This window comes from Variovorax sp. GW531-E2 (genome assembly GCF_059423125.1).
Genome location: NZ_JBWKXQ010000033.1, coordinates 63,142 through 76,988, shown reverse-complemented (window position 1 = coordinate 76,988; position 13,847 = coordinate 63,142). Strand labels below are relative to the sequence as shown.

Sequence of the window (13,847 nt, the reverse complement as noted above, 5' to 3'; positions counted from 1 at the left end):
GCACTCGGCGCTTCGAGGCGGTACAGCCGTGCCGTCTGGCTCAGCTCGGCCCACAGGGCGCTGCGGTCAGCGGAAGGCATCGGGAATTCGCTCAGGTTCGGATGCTCAAGGTTTGCAAGGTGCGCCCGGCTTGCAGTCCGCCGTTGCGGCAGTGGCCTGCGCCGATGGTGCGGGGTCGGAGGTCTTGCTGCGCTTGAGCAGCGCGGTCAGCAGGTCGGTGTCGGGATCGGGTCCCTTCGGCCGTGCCGCCGTTTGCGTGAGTTCGGAACGCGCGGCGGGCTTCGTTGCCTTGCTGGTATTGGCAGCGGTCTTGACGGGCTTGCCGTTCGCGGCCGTGCGCACGGGCTTCTTCGAGCCCGAGGCGATGCGCTCCGGTTTCTTTGCGGCAACGGCGCTGGCCTTGCTGTCGGCGCCTGCCTTCTTCGCGGGGGATGTTGCCACTGCAACGCGCGCAGGCTTCGCGGCCGGCGGCACGGCCATGGGCTGCGCACCGATGGCTGCGAACGGCGTAGAGGCCTGTTGTTGCTGTTGCTGCTGCGGTGCCGGCGGCGGCGTGCTGTCGCCTTCGATGATGCGTGCGGGCGTGGGCTCCGGTGCCGCGGCGGCAACAGGCGCTTCGGGCTTCGGTGGTTCCTTGGCGACAGGCGCTGCAACCGGCGCAGGCGTTGCTGCCGCCACGGTCGTCGCTGCGGCGTCCGCGCGCTTCGATTGCAGGTGGTAAGTCGTGGCACCCGCCACACCGATCAACACCGCGAGCGAAGCCCACACGCCGGGCCGTGCGAAGAAGGAGCGCGCGCCGCTCTCGCGGCCACCGAACTGTGCGAGCACCCGCGTGGATTCGCCGCCGGGTGCGGCGGTCGATGTGGCCGCGGTGGGTGCGCTCGAACCGAGCAGGCTCGGTCGGTCCTTGTGGGCGTCTGGCGCGCCCATCATGGATGGGTGGTCCGGCTGGCTGCGGGCATGTGATTTCTCCCCTCGGCTTTATGTGGCGTGATCAACGCGATATCGCAATTGGGATGCAACAAGGTGCTGCGTGCGATGGGTTCAAATTTTTAAGCGACTCATACAATTGAGTGGCTCTCATTGAACACCGTTGATCTTCTTCACTCTCTTTTGTTATTTTGCCTTGATGGTGGCAGCACTTGCCATCTTCTTGTTCCCTTCTTTTCGTGACCGTGTGTTGCGAGCGACGGTCTCCATTTCTACTGCTATTGCATTCTTTTTTATTGGAATAGGACGCCGTCTTGGTTTTGTGTCCGAAGCAAGTTTTCAGTTGATGCGCGACAGCGGCTCGGGAGTGCGTACTTTTGCCGTAAGGCATCGCTACTTGTTGCTGTCGGGCATGGGTCTGCTTATCGTGCCGGTGTTGTTAAGTGTGACTTTCGGAAGTGGCCGGGTTCTGTTCTTCGATGACTGGGCTGCCACAAGCGACCCGAAGATCGAGGCCTTGCTCAAAGGCGAGCAGCTGGTGCCGCCGCAGCCGTTGCCGCCCGAGGTGTTTGCGACGGCAGAGGTGGAGCAGATTCGTCCGCTCACGAAAGAAGGCAGTCGGGACTGGGCTGTTCTCGATGTGGACTTTCGTAATCGTTTGCTGCTCGTCTACAAGATCATGAAAGAAAAGCACGGCTACGACCTCGCATTGCTCGAGGGTTATCGCAGCCCCGAACGACAAGCCAAACTCGCTGCATTGGGCAATACAGTGACCATGGCGAAGGCTAATCAAAGCTATCATCAGTATGGACTTGCGGCAGACAACGCGTTCTATCGCAATGGCAAGCTGGTGATCTCTGAAAAAGATCCATGGGCCATGGAAGGCTATCGCCTCTATGGTGAAGCGGCCGAGTCCGTGGGCTTGGTGTGGGGTGGTCGATGGTCCTTCAGGGATTACGGTCACGTGGAGTACCGCAAGCCGGGATTTAAATTGTCACGCAACTGAATGCCGAGACGACATCTGTCGCACCGGCACACCACGAGGCAATCAAGGGGGAGAGTTCAAATGGGTGAGGATCAACCCGAGGCGGACAACGACCGCCCGTGGATCGTTCTGCATGACAAGACCGACCACGGTGGCTTCGTGATCACCGCATCCGAAAACACGCACATCGACGAACGGCGCGTGGCGCGCATCGGCGACATGGTGTCGTGCCCACGGCCCGGCCATGGCATCAACCCCATCGTGACGGGCAGCGACTGCGTGTCGATCGATGGCCGTCGCGTGGCGCGCCACGGCGACCGTGCGGCCTGCGGTTGCAGGCTGTTGTCCAGCCAGATCGCTTCCGCGTCCGAATGACGGCGGTGCCTCCTTCTTCGGCTGCAGGCATGGCATGCGGTCACGCGACCGCGTGGGCCGCTGCCATCGCTATCGCCCTCGCGTGACCCAGGCGTTCGAAAACTCCGGATGCTGTCGCGACTGATCAAGCCCGTGCTCCTGGCCTGCGCCGTGTTCATCACGGTGTGGGTGCTCGTGATCGTCTACTGGCAGTACACGGCGCGCATGCCGAGCACGAGCGACATCGTGCTCTACCTCGTGGTGCTTCCGCTGGCGCTGATGCTCTTCTATGTGGTGCTGCGCCGCATCTTCACGGCCGCGCCCGCCGCTGCGTTGCCCGCAGCTGGGACAACAGTGGTCGCAGGCGCCGCCGCCTCATCGAATGCCGCAGCAACCGAGGCCTCGCAGGAGCGCCTGCAGATGGCCGTGCTCGCCTTCGCCCTTCGCACACCACGCGGCAGCGATGCCGACACGGTGGCCACCGCGATCGGCCAGGCGCAGACGCCAGAGATCGTTCCCGAACTGCGTGACGGCGAAGGCTTTCCCGTCATCGCGGGACGCGTCGAAGGCATCGACGAGAACGAGCTGCGCGAGCACCTGCGCGAAAGCCTGCAACCCGCCGGCGAAGCTTTCGATGTCGATGCGCTGCCCGACGACCGGCTGCGCGCCATCCACCTGATGTCCGACGTGCTGCAGGAGCTGCTGGCGTCCGCGGCCGAGGCGATCGCCAACGCGGGTGATGCGCTCGCGGTGCGCGCGCCCGGGCGCTTCGTGTCCAGCGGCGGCGTCATCCCGGGGCCGGCGGCGGCGCCGCAGCTGAACCTCTCGCTGCTGTTGCCGGGCGCATGGAGCGAGAGTGAACGCGCGATCGCCACGCAGTGGGTGCAGCAGCGCGTGCGCGAGGGCGATGCGTCGCAGCGCTGGCTTGTCGACTGCTTCAAGAGCGAAGACGGCGTGTCCGGCATGGCGCTGCTCGACCGCATCAGCCTGTCGCTGCATCGCGAGCAAAGGCCCGCGCTGTGGATCGCGCTGGCGGCCGATTCCTCGGTGTCCGAAGCGAGCATCGCGCGCTGGGAGGCCGATGGCCTGCTGTACACCGCCACGCGCCGCAAGGGCCGCGTGCCCGGCGAAGCCGCCGCGGGCCTGCTGCTCGTGCGCGCCGGCGATGCGCTGCTGGCGCCGCCCGACGCCGTGCGCCTGTCGCGCAGCGCAAGCGGTCAGCGCGAGGCCTCGGCCGACACCGCGCGCACGCCCGATGCCAGCCTGCTCGATCGCTTCGCCCAGCACCTGCTCGCCACCTCGACGCTCGAGACCGCCCAGGTCGACTGGGTCGTGAGCGACGCCGACCACCGCACCAGCCGCGTCACCGAAGTGGCGAAGCTCGTGCAGGAGCGGCTGCCGCATGTGCCCTTCGAAAACAACCTCTCTGTCTGCGCCACCCTGGGTCATCTGGGGGCCGCGGCCGACATGAGCGCCGTCGTGCTCGCGTGCCACCTGGCTGCGCGCGATGCACGGCATGTGCTCGCCATTTCCGTGCAGGACGCGCTCGCCCGAACGGCCTTGCTGGCCGGCCCGGCGAGCCCCGCGTCACCCGCTACTTAAACAGGACCGATTCCAGAAACTTCTATGCGGCGATTCTTCAGTTTCCTGGCCGATCCGCGCACCTTGTCGGTGATCGGCGCCATCGCGCTCGGCGCGTTCCTGCTGCTCGGGGCGCAGACGCTCGAAGTCGGCGCGATCTGGGCCGTCGGCATCTTCGTGGTGCTGCTGCTGTTGTGGCTGCTCGTGTGGTTCGTGCGGCGCATGCGCACGCGCGCGGCCAACCGCAAGCTCGGCGACATGCTCGAGGACCAGGCCGATGCCGCCGTGCGCGACAGCGACCCCGAGCGCAAGGCCGAGATCGACGAGCTGCGCGGGCGCATGGTCGAGGCGGTCAAGACCATCAAGACCTCGAAGATCGGCCAGATGTCGGGCAGCGAGGCACTGTACGAGCTGCCCTGGTACATGGTCATCGGCAACCCGGCCGCGGGCAAGAGCAGCGCCATCCTGAACTCGGGCCTGCAGTTCCCGTTCGCCGACAAGGGCAACGCGGTGATCCAGGGCATCGGCGGCACGCGCAACTGCGACTGGTTCTTCACCACCGAAGGCATCGTGCTCGACACGGCGGGGCGTTACTCGATTCACCAGGAAGACCGCAAGGAGTGGTTCGGCTTCCTCGACCTGCTCAAGAAGTACCGGCCGAAGGCGCCCATCAACGGGATCATCATCACGGCCAGCATTCCCGAGCTGATCGGCAGCCGGCCCGACTTTGCGATCCAGCTCGCGAAGAACCTGCGCCAGCGCATGCAGGAACTCACCGAGCGGCTCGAGGTGTTCGCGCCGGTCTACGTGATGTTCACCAAGGCCGACCTGATCACCGGCTTTGCCGAGTTCTTCGGCGACAGCGACAAGATGGAGCGCGACCGCGTGTGGGGTGCCTCGCTGCCCTACGACGGCGACGAGAAGCAGGACGCCGTGGCGCTGTTCGACAAGCGCTTCGACGAGCTCTACATGGGCCTGAAGGAAATCAGCGTCTCGCACTTCGCGAACCACCGCAGCAGCGACCCGTCGCCCGAGCTCTTGATCTTTCCGCTCGAGTTCGCGGCCATCAAGCCCGCGCTGCGCGCCTTCCTGGCCACGCTGTTCGAGAGCAACCCGTTCCAGCACAAGCCGGTGTTCCGCGGCTTCTACTTCACCAGCGCCCTGCAGGAAGGCACGATGCGCAGCCTGTCGACCGAGCGCATCGCCAAGCGCTTCGGGCTCACGCTGAGCAACGCGGCCACCAAGTCGAAGGAAATCTATTCGCAGAACGGGTTCTTCCTGCGCGACCTGTTCTCCAAGGTGATCTTTGCCGACAAGAAGACGGTGCGGCAGTTCTCCAGCCCCGTGAAGGCGCGCGTGCGCTACGTGAGCTTCTTCGCCTTCGTCGCGGTGCTGGGCCTGCTGCTGGGCGGCTGGACCTGGTCGTACCTCGGCAACCGGCAGCTGGTGGAGAACGTGCAGGCCGACCTGGACAAGGTCGTCAAGCTGCAGGCCAGCGACAACGGCCTGCGCACGCGCTTCGAGGCGCTGGGCATCCTGCAGGACCGCATCGAGCAGCTCGAGAAATTCCGCAACGACCGACCGCTGTCGCTGTCGCTGGGCCTGTACCAGGGCAACCAGCTCGAAGACAAGCTCGTGGCCGAGTACTACGGCGGCGTGAAGCAGCTCATGCTCGCGCCGGTGTCGGACAACCTGCAGGCCTTCCTGCGCGAGGTCAACGCGCACCCCGACCGCCTGAAGCGCGCCGACGCCGTGGCCGCGCTGACGGGTGGCGCCGCGCCCGCGCCGCTGCCGGTCGCCGGTGCCACGACCACCACGGCACCCGCCGCAGCGCCGGAAGGCGGCGGCCTGTATGCCGGCTCCTCGCCGGCCGATGTGCAGGACGCCTACAACGCGCTCAAGACCTACCTCATGCTGTCCGACAAGCGGCAGGTGGAAACGGCGCACCTCACCGACCAGATCTCGCGCTTCTGGCGCGGCTGGCTCGAGAGCAACCGCGGCGACATGCCGCGCGCGGCGGTCATCCGCGATGCCGAGCGCATGATTACTTTCTACCTGCGCCGCGTGGGCGACGACAACTGGCCCGCACTGGCCGACACCAACCTGGCGCTGGTCGAGCAGACGCGCGACAACCTGCGCCGCGTGGTGCGCGGCATGCCGGCGCGCGAACGCGTGTACGCCGAGATCAAGGCGCGTGCCTCGACGCGCTTCGCGCCGATGACGGTGGCGCGCATCCTCGGGGCCACGGCCAGCAGCGCCGAAGCCGAAGGCACCCTTGCCGGCAGCGTCGCCATCTCGGGCGCGTTCACGCGCGAGGCCTGGCAGCAGTACGTGGACGACGCGATCCGCGACGCCGCGAACAAGGAAACCTCCAGCAAGGACTGGGTGCTCAACGTCGCCGGCAACGACGACCTGACGCTCGAAGGCAGCCCGGAGCAGATCCGCAAGACGCTGGCCACCATGTACAAGCTGGAGTACGCCAAGGAGTGGCAGCGCTTCCTGCAGGGCATCGCGGTGAAGGACATGGGCAGCTTCGAGCAGGCCGTGGTGGCGATGAACCAGCTCGGCGATCCGCAGAACTCGCCGATCCGCAAGGTCTTCGACACGGTGTACGACCAGACCTCGTGGGACAACCCCTCGCTGGTCAATGCCGGCCTGCAGCAGGCGCGCACCGGCGCCTTCAACTGGTTCAAGCGCCTCTTCAGCCGCGCCACGCCGTCGCAGGTGAACGTGAACGTCGACCTCAACGGCGGCGCCACGGAAATCCCGATGGGCCCGATCGGGCGCGAGTTCGCGGGTGTGGCGCGCCTGGTGGTCGAGCGCGACAACACCTCGCTGCTGCGCGGCTACCTGGGCACGCTGTCGAAGTTGCGCGGGCGCTTCAACCAGATCAAGAACCAGGGCGATCCCGGACCGGGCGCGCGCCAGCTCATGCAGCAGACGCTGGAAGGCAACGGCTCCGAGCTGGCCGACGCGCTCAAGTACGTCGACGAGCAGATGCTCACCGGCATGGACGCCGCACAGCGCCAGGCGCTGCGTCCGCTGCTGGTGCGCCCGCTGCTGCAGGCCTACGCGGTGACGGTGCAGCCGACCGCGGTGGAGGTCAACAAGATCTGGAGCGCGCAGGTGCACCAGCCCTTCCAGCAGTCGCTGGCCACCAAGTACCCGTTCTCGGCGAGCGCGAAGATCGAGGCCTCGCCGGCGGAAATCGCGCAGTTCTTCGGACCTGAAGGCGCCATCGGCAAGTTCGTGACGACCACGCTGGGCTCGCTGGTGATCCGCCGCGGCGACCTCTTGTCGCCGCGCGCCTGGGGCGACCAGGGCCTCACGCTGAGCCCCGACTTCGTGAACGGTTTTGCGCAGTGGGTGGCGCCGCTGTCGGGCGGTGCCGCGGCCGGTGCGGGTGGCAGCGCGCAGCCGCAGACGCTGTTCCAGATCCTGCCGCAGCCCGTGTCGGGCCTGACGGAATACATGGTCGAGATCGACGGCCAGCAGCTGCGCTACCGCAACACGCCGCCGCAGTGGTCCAACTTCGTCTGGCCCAACGCACAGGGCACGCCGGGCGCGAAGATCACCGCCGTCACCTTCGACGGGCGCACGGTCGAGCTGATCAACGAGCCGGGCAACTTCGGCCTGGAGCGCCTGCTGAGCACGGCGCAGCGCACCAAGTTGCCCGACGGCAGCTTCGAGCTCACGTGGGCGCGCGACAACGCGAGCGTGACCGTCAAGCTGCGCGTGATCCAGAACACGCAGTCGGCCGGTTCGGGCGGCGATTCGCCGCAAGGCAAGGGCCTGCGCGGCACGGTGCTGCCGTCGACGGTCGCGGAGATCGGTGTGCCGCGCGCAGCAGCGGCGGCGGCGGTTCAGGCACCGGCCCAGGCGCCGGTGCAGGCAGGGGGGGCAGCAAGATGAGCGCGCCACAACAGCTGTGCTACTTCGGCAAGTTGCCCGGTCGCGGCGACTTCGTGAAGGGCCTGTACAACCCGCAGCTCATCAAGGTGTTCGACCACTGGCTGTCGCAGACCATGGAGATGCTGTCGGAAGACCCGCGCTGGAAGCTGATCTACGACAACGCCGCGCCGATGCACTTCGTGTGCCTGGGCTCGCGCAGCCGCGTGGCCATTGCGGGGCACGTGCGCCCCAGCCGCGACGAGTCGTCGCGCCGCTACCCGTTCCTGGCGGCCACTTCGGTGGACGTGGACGAGGCGCTCGACTTCATGCGCGGCGCGCCGATGCTCATCGGCCCCTACTGGGACCGCATGGCGGTGCAGGTGCAGTCGCTGGCGGCCGGCACCGACCTGGACAACGAGCTGAAGAAGTTCGAGGCCATCGACCCGGCCATCGAGACCGGCTTCAAGAAATCGGCCTCGCGTGCCACCTATGCGGCGTTCACGCGCGACACCAGCCTGCTGCGCATCGAGCAGATGCTCAACTTCGACGGCCACAAGGTGTCGCTGCGCCGCGCCATCCTGGCGTTGGGCCTGCTGCTGCAGCCGGTGATGGCCAGCGCCGTGTCGCACCTGGAAAAGGGGCTCACGCTGCCGCTGCCGCGCGACCCGGTCGACCGCTCGCTGATCGCCACCTTCTGGCTCGAGATGGTGTCGCAGTTCCTGGCCAAGGCCGACTTCGAGCTGGTACTGCTGGTCACCGAGATCGACGGCCGCTCGCGGCTGGTGATCGGCTTCAACGGCCTGTCGCCGCGCAGCCTGCAAAGCGTGCTGCATCCGCAGGTCTACACCGAGCACAACATCGACATCGACAACCCGGAGTGGGTCGAGGACACCATCCACAGCAACTACGCGATGTTCAAGCTGGTGAGCTACCTCGACCAGCCGCAGCTGCCGCTGGACATCGTGCTCACCGCCTTTCGCGAAGTCTTCATCGGGGAATGACACGGTCATGAATTGTTCTTTGCGCGTTCTCGTGCTGTCCATGGCCTGCGGGCTCGCGCTCGTGCCGGCCGTGCAGGCCCAGCAACCACAACAACAGCAACCCGCAGCGGGCGCCACCGCCGCGCGCGTCGAGACCACGGCCGCGGCCGTCGGCAAGGGCGAGCCGGTCGTGGCCGGCGGGCAGGTGCCCGACGAGGCCACGCGCGCCGCCGTCATCGAGGCGCTGCGCCGCATCTACGGCCCCAGCGGCGTGATCGACAAGATCGAGGTGGTGAGCACCGTCAGCATGCCGGCCAACTGGGCCGCCAACGTGCAGCGGCTGATCACGCCCTCGCTCAAGGACATCCACCGCGGCCAGCTCCAGATCGAGGGCACGCAGATGGCGCTCAGCGGCGAGGTCGGCAACGAGGCGCTGCGCCAGAAGATCGTGAGCGACATGGCGAATTCGCTCAACCCGACCTACACCATCAAGAACAGCCTGCGCGTGCCCGCGTCGGAGCAGATCGCGGTCGACCAGGCGCTGGCCAACCGCACCATCGAGTTCGAGCTGGGCAGCGCCACGCTCACGGGCAAGGGCCGCGCCATCCTCGACGAGATGGCGCCGATCCTGCAGAAGCTCACCAACAAGTCGGTGGCGGTGGTGGGCCACACCGACAACGCCGGCAACCGCGCGTCGAACCTGGCGCTGAGCCAGTCGCGCGCCGAGTCGGTCAAGGGCTACCTGGTGGGCAAGGGCATCGACCCGATGACGCTCACGACCTCGGGCGTGGGCCCGGACCAGCCGGTGGCGAGCAACGCGACCGACGAGGGGCGTTCGCGCAACCGGCGCATCGAGTTCCGGGTGGGACGCTAAAGAAAAAGGCCCGCAACGCGGGCCTTTCTTCTTTCACTCAGCGCGAAGTCAGCGCGACTCGTCGTCGCCCTTCGGCAGGTCGAGCAGGTCCACCAGCTGCGCCAGCTCCTGCTCGTTCTTGATCACGTTGCGCAGCCAGGCATGCAGCGGCATGTCGGCCCAGCGCGCGGCCTTGTTCGCCATGTAGGCGGCCGGGCTCGAAGGCTCGGTCTGCTCGAAATACGCCGCCACTTCCTTGAGCTGCGCGATGGCCTGCGCGCGGCTGTGGATGCCGGGCGGCAGCGCGGCGGGCACATGCACCGCCGCGTGGTAGGAGGGAGATGAATGGGGCATGGCGGCGTCGAAGACGGGTTCGATGCGGGTCGGGGCAGCCGGTGCGCTGGCGGCCGGTGCAGCGGCGGCGGCTTGCGGCACCGCGCCGTTGTCGATCGGCACGCCGGCTTCGCGCGCAAAGCGCTCGACGGCCTGGCGGATGGCCGTGGCCGCGTCCTTCGCGGCGCGAAAGCTCGGGCCGTTGGAGGCGGTGCGTTCGTCGAACACGGCCTCGAACTCGGCCAGCGCCTGCTCGCAGGCCTGCACGTCGCGGTGCGTCTTCTGCAGGAACTTCGCGGGCGTGGCGCGGCGCAGGCGGTCGAACTGCTCGAGCGTCACCTTGTTGCGCTGCAGCTCGTCGGCCTGCGCCGGCGTGCGGCGGATGGCCTGGTCGAGCGCCAGCGCGGTCTCCCACACCAGCGCGCTGTGGCCGGTGTGGCCGTCGCTCACGATGGGCGCGCGCTGCAGCAGCTCGACGGAGCGCGAGATCAGCCAGGTGACGGTGCCGATGCGCATCTCGATGTCGCCGCCCTCGGGCTGCGGATGCAGCTCGTCCCAGTACTGGCGGCACAGGCCGCTGAGCAGGCGGTAGCCGTCGGCCAGCCCCTCGAAGCCGCGCTGGCTGGCCAGCGCGTCGGTGAGCCACACGCCCAGTCGCAGATCCTTGGTGGACGCGCGCAGCAGCTTCTCGCACTCCGAAATCACGAAGGGCCAGTTGGCCTCTTTCAGCTCGATGACCCATTCGCCCTGTTCGAGCGAGGGGTCGTCGTGCTTGCGCGCTTCCTGGATGGCGTCGAACTCGCGCGAGAACAGCATGTCCTCGCCGCAGGGCTTGGCCTCGGAAATCGGGGCCAGCAGGGCCGCGAGGTCGAGGCGGTTCGTCGCGGCCGTGGTCATGGCAGCGAGATCGTCAGGTTGGCCTGGCGCGGGCCGAGCTTCACGATGTCCTGGTAGCTGGCGAGCGCGCCCTGCGTGGTGCTGCCCAGGTGCGCCGACAGGCCGATGAAGCCCAGCAGTCCGATGAGCGCGAACAGCGCGGCCACCACCCACTGCGGCGCCTCGCGCTTGAGCGAGTGCGAGATGAGGTCGGGCAGCGGCCAGTGCGGCGCGAAGGGCGTGCGCTTGCCGCGCGCGTTGGCGATCTCGTCGCCCACGCGCGCCGTGAGGTAGGCCAGCTTCTCGGTGCCGTCGATGGCGTACTTGCCCTGGAAGCCCAGCAGCAGGCACATGTAGAACACCTCGAGCGTCTGGATGCGCGCGGCGCCGTGCGCGCGCTCAACCTCGAGCATGTTGAAGAAGTTCTCGCCCGCCAGCTGGTCGCCGAACAGCGTGAGCTGCAGCGGCCGGCGCTCCCATTCGGAGCGGATGGCGAACTCGGGCGCCGAGAGCACGAACTCGTCGACGGTGGCGCAGAAGGCGTACTTGGCCGCGTGGATCTGCTCGGCCGTGGCGTCGAGCTTGCGCGCGTTGCGCTCGAACTCGCCCAGGTAGTTGCGGATGCCCGTGAGGAACTGCTCGGTGGTGGCCGGCTGCTGCTTCTTCTTGAGCAGGAACAGCATCACGAAGCCGTCGTAAAGCAGGTCGAGCAGGCTCGAATCGGCGTCGGGCGCCACGCCGGCCGGCGTGAACGAGGCCGGCGGCGCGTCGGCGCCCAGCAGGGAAGGGGCCTTGTTGAGGGTGGTGGTGTTCATACGATCGGGCGGGTGATCAGCCGGTCACGGCGATCAGTTCGAGTTGCATGTCGGGGATGCCGGCCGGCGCGTAGATGGTGACGCTCTGCGCCTGCAGCATGCGGTCGTACAGCTGGCTCTTGCTGTCGATGGAGAAGTAGCAGGCGCCCGCGCGGATCGGAATGGCCGGTGGCACCTGCGGCGCGTAGACGATGCGCACGCCCGGCATGGCCGAGAGCACGAGCTTGTCGACGTCTTCGGGCGCGCCGATCTTGAAGCGCTGCGGCACCACCTCGGCCAGCTCGGCGGCCGGCATGCTGGCGGTGACCGACATGTAGAACACGGTCTTCTCGTCGATCTTGCCGGAGTCCAGGCGCCCCAGGTAGAAGGCGTTGCGCGTCTCGGTGAGCGCAATGGCGAAGTAGCGCGTGGAGATCACGGTGTCGAGCAGGTCGCGCACGATGCGGTCGAGCTCGGCGAAGGCCGGGCCGGGCTTCTCGTGGTCGTACACCGGCAGGTCGTTCAGCGAGTAGGTCTTGGCGAAGGTCATCAGCGCGCCGGCCAGGCTCAGCAGTTCCTGGAACAACCGCTCCGGATGCAGCGACGGGTGATGGAACAGGTGCGAGAGCGAGGCGAACGCCGAGTTGGCCGTGTGCAGCAGCCAGAACGAGGCGATGTCGCCCGAGCGGAACTCGATGATGTTCTTGCTCGGCTCGCGGTGAATGCCGTAGAGCGAATTGACCTTGGCCTGCAGCACGTCGAGCAGCCGGCGCAGCTGCTGGAACACGGTGGGCGAGGCGTCGATGCTGGTGCACGGCGGCACGAAGCTGCGGTCGATTTCGAAGCCGCCCGCGGCGGTGCGGCGGATGCGGATCACGGGGATCGACACGAACTGTTCGCGCGGCTCGGTGTCGGCCAGGAGCTTCACGCTCTTGCGCAGGAACACCACCTCGGCGCTCACGGCGTTGGTGTACAGGTCGAGCGACTGCGTCGCGTCGCTGGTGTAGCGCGCGGCAAAGCCTTCTTCGTTGGGGTCGGTGTAGTTCTTGCCGAGCTCCTTCACCGGGTGCAGCACCAGGTAGAAGGTGATCTCGTTCTGGCCCGGACTCAGCGTGTCCAGCGAGATGGGCGGGGGCAGCGCGTCGGCCTGCGGCGCTGCGTAGGGTTCGCCGTCGGGGAACACCAGCGACAGCTGCGAGGCGCGCAGCATGCCGCTGGCCAGCGCATCGAGGTCGAAGCTGATGGAGCGCACGCCCCAGAAGTACGGATGCAGCGTCTGCGCCGTGGCGCGCAGGCGCGCCTCGTGGTACGCGTCTTGGCGCTGGAAGTGCTGGGGGCGTAGAAACAAGCCCTCTCCCCAGAGGACCTTGGCTGCGTAGCTCACGTCGGATCAACTCCCCACAATTTTTTTTGAATGTATCGCATCGTCGTGTCGACTTGAACGGCCCCGCCGTCGCTGCAGATCAGGCGGGCGAGGGCCGGCAAGTTACCGGCCCCAACAGGTTGAGCGCGCCCGTGGGGGCGGCGCCTTGTGCGTTCTGCTGGCCCACCACCGCGCCTGTCGTGACGGTGAGCGCGCAGGCATGCGCGCCCATCACGATGCCGGTCTTCTCGGCGTCCGCGGCGTTGAAGGCGAAGCGCCAGCGCTGCGCGTCGGGCGAGTGGAACAGCACCACCACGGCCACCGCGTTGGCGGTGCGCGGAACCATCTCGGTCCAGGTGTATTGCTGGTCGGGAATGAGCGTGATCTCGCGGCTCTCGACGAGGTCGTCGCCCAGCTGCGTCTTGTCGCGACCCGGCGTGACGAAGGCGTCGAAGGACGACTGGTAGAAGCCCGTCGTCTCCTTCAGCTTGTAGATGCGCATCACCACGGACAGCGGGCGGTTGCGGCCGTCGGCGTTGAGGTTCTTGCCCGCGGCGATCGACATCGTCACCTTGCGCGGGGGCTTTTGCGACTCGGGCAGCTCGGGCTTCTTCAGTCCGCTCGCCTCGAGCGCGATGTTGGCGATCGTGAGCGCCGGCGAGCTGCACCCGCCGAGCATCAACGCGGCCAGCAGCGCGCCAGATGTAATTAATATTTTCATTAAAAGCGAGCCGTAACAATATTTCGATGGACCAAATAGGATTAACCGATTTCGAAAATGACTTTCGATTAGGAAATTAGCATTAATCCGCCCCCGTCATTTGCCATCCACGCGGCTGTAGTATCGTGTATTGTTATTGTCAACGGTCGCAATTTAATGAATGATTGCGGCCTGCTAAAAAGTCAG

At 67.0% G+C, this 13,847-nt stretch carries 11 protein-coding genes; 6 read left to right on the top strand and 5 right to left on the bottom strand.

Going from position 1 to position 13,847, the window contains the following annotated elements; translation table 11 throughout:
- Positions 1-105 precede the first annotated feature (105 nt).
- The gene (locus AC07XP_RS19505) at positions 106-933 is read right to left on the bottom strand and encodes a hypothetical protein (protein WP_495265591.1); all 828 of its coding nucleotides are present in this window, start codon (positions 931-933) and stop codon (positions 106-108) included.
- A 160-nt stretch (positions 934-1,093) separates the two neighbouring features.
- On the opposite strand from AC07XP_RS19505, the gene AC07XP_RS19500 reads away from it, so the two are divergent.
- The 6 genes from AC07XP_RS19500 (at position 1,094) to AC07XP_RS19475 (ending at position 9,595) form a co-directional block, all read left to right on the top strand.
- Positions 1,094-1,936, top strand: a complete 843-nt coding sequence (locus AC07XP_RS19500) for a M15 family metallopeptidase (RefSeq protein WP_370681903.1) — start codon at positions 1,094-1,096, stop codon at positions 1,934-1,936.
- Between the two features lie 60 nt (positions 1,937-1,996).
- Positions 1,997-2,290 (top strand): PAAR domain-containing protein, encoded by a 294-nt coding sequence (locus AC07XP_RS19495; RefSeq protein ID WP_062481115.1) that lies wholly within the window; start codon positions 1,997-1,999, stop codon positions 2,288-2,290.
- 108 nt (positions 2,291-2,398) lie between these two features.
- Complete coding sequence (locus AC07XP_RS19490; protein ID WP_495265590.1) at positions 2,399-3,871, top strand: hypothetical protein; 1,473 nt, start codon at positions 2,399-2,401, stop codon at positions 3,869-3,871.
- Positions 3,872-3,895: 24 nt separating this feature from the next.
- A complete protein-coding gene (gene tssM, locus AC07XP_RS19485) occupies positions 3,896-7,762 on the top strand; it encodes a type VI secretion system membrane subunit TssM (protein ID WP_495265589.1) in 3,867 nt (1,288 codons plus the stop codon).
- Positions 7,759-8,742: a type VI secretion system-associated protein TagF gene (tagF, locus tag AC07XP_RS19480; RefSeq protein WP_095950376.1), complete on the top strand. Its 984-nt coding sequence runs from the start codon at positions 7,759-7,761 to the stop codon at positions 8,740-8,742. The genes tssM and tagF overlap by 4 nt, the downstream gene beginning before the upstream one ends.
- Positions 8,743-8,749: 7 nt before the next feature.
- A complete protein-coding gene (locus AC07XP_RS19475) occupies positions 8,750-9,595 on the top strand; it encodes an OmpA family protein (protein WP_495265588.1) in 846 nt (281 codons plus the stop codon).
- A 48-nt stretch (positions 9,596-9,643) separates the two neighbouring features.
- Here the strand turns inward: AC07XP_RS19475 and tssA are convergent, their stop codons facing one another.
- The 4 genes from tssA to tssJ form a co-directional block, all read right to left on the bottom strand.
- A complete protein-coding gene (gene tssA, locus AC07XP_RS19470) occupies positions 9,644-10,804 on the bottom strand; it encodes a type VI secretion system protein TssA (RefSeq protein ID WP_495265587.1) in 1,161 nt (386 codons plus the stop codon).
- Positions 10,801-11,598 carry a type IVB secretion system protein IcmH/DotU gene (icmH, locus tag AC07XP_RS19465; RefSeq protein ID WP_062481127.1) on the bottom strand — a complete coding sequence of 266 codons (798 nt, stop codon included), beginning with the start codon at positions 11,596-11,598 and terminating at the stop codon, positions 10,801-10,803. The genes tssA and icmH overlap by 4 nt, the downstream gene beginning before the upstream one ends.
- A 16-nt stretch (positions 11,599-11,614) precedes the next feature.
- The gene (gene tssK / locus AC07XP_RS19460; protein ID WP_062481129.1) at positions 11,615-12,961 is read right to left on the bottom strand and encodes a type VI secretion system baseplate subunit TssK; all 1,347 of its coding nucleotides are present in this window, start codon (positions 12,959-12,961) and stop codon (positions 11,615-11,617) included.
- 79 nt (positions 12,962-13,040) lie between these two features.
- Positions 13,041-13,661, bottom strand: a complete 621-nt coding sequence (tssJ, locus tag AC07XP_RS19455) for a type VI secretion system lipoprotein TssJ (protein WP_101494023.1) — start codon at positions 13,659-13,661, stop codon at positions 13,041-13,043.
- Positions 13,662-13,847: the final 186 nt, after the last annotated feature.

What these genes read in the sequence shown, in the direction of transcription:
- tssM (WP_495265589.1), top strand. Translation starts at nt 3,896, where the DNA reads ATGCGGCGATTCTTCAGTTTCCTGGCCGATCCGCGCACCTTGTCGGTG.
- AC07XP_RS19475 (WP_495265588.1), top strand. Translation starts at nt 8,750, where the DNA reads ATGAATTGTTCTTTGCGCGTTCTCGTGCTGTCCATGGCCTGCGGGCTC.
- AC07XP_RS19495 (WP_062481115.1), top strand. Translation starts at nt 1,997, where the DNA reads ATGGGTGAGGATCAACCCGAGGCGGACAACGACCGCCCGTGGATCGTT.
- tagF (WP_095950376.1), top strand. Translation starts at nt 7,759, where the DNA reads ATGAGCGCGCCACAACAGCTGTGCTACTTCGGCAAGTTGCCCGGTCGC.
- tssA (WP_495265587.1), bottom strand. Translation starts at nt 10,804, where the DNA reads ATGACCACGGCCGCGACGAACCGCCTCGACCTCGCGGCCCTGCTGGCC.
- AC07XP_RS19490 (WP_495265590.1), top strand. Translation starts at nt 2,399, where the DNA reads ATGCTGTCGCGACTGATCAAGCCCGTGCTCCTGGCCTGCGCCGTGTTC.
- icmH (WP_062481127.1), bottom strand. Translation starts at nt 11,598, where the DNA reads ATGAACACCACCACCCTCAACAAGGCCCCTTCCCTGCTGGGCGCCGAC.
- AC07XP_RS19505 (WP_495265591.1), bottom strand. Translation starts at nt 933, where the DNA reads ATGATGGGCGCGCCAGACGCCCACAAGGACCGACCGAGCCTGCTCGGT.
- tssJ (WP_101494023.1), bottom strand. Translation starts at nt 13,661, where the DNA reads ATGAAAATATTAATTACATCTGGCGCGCTGCTGGCCGCGTTGATGCTC.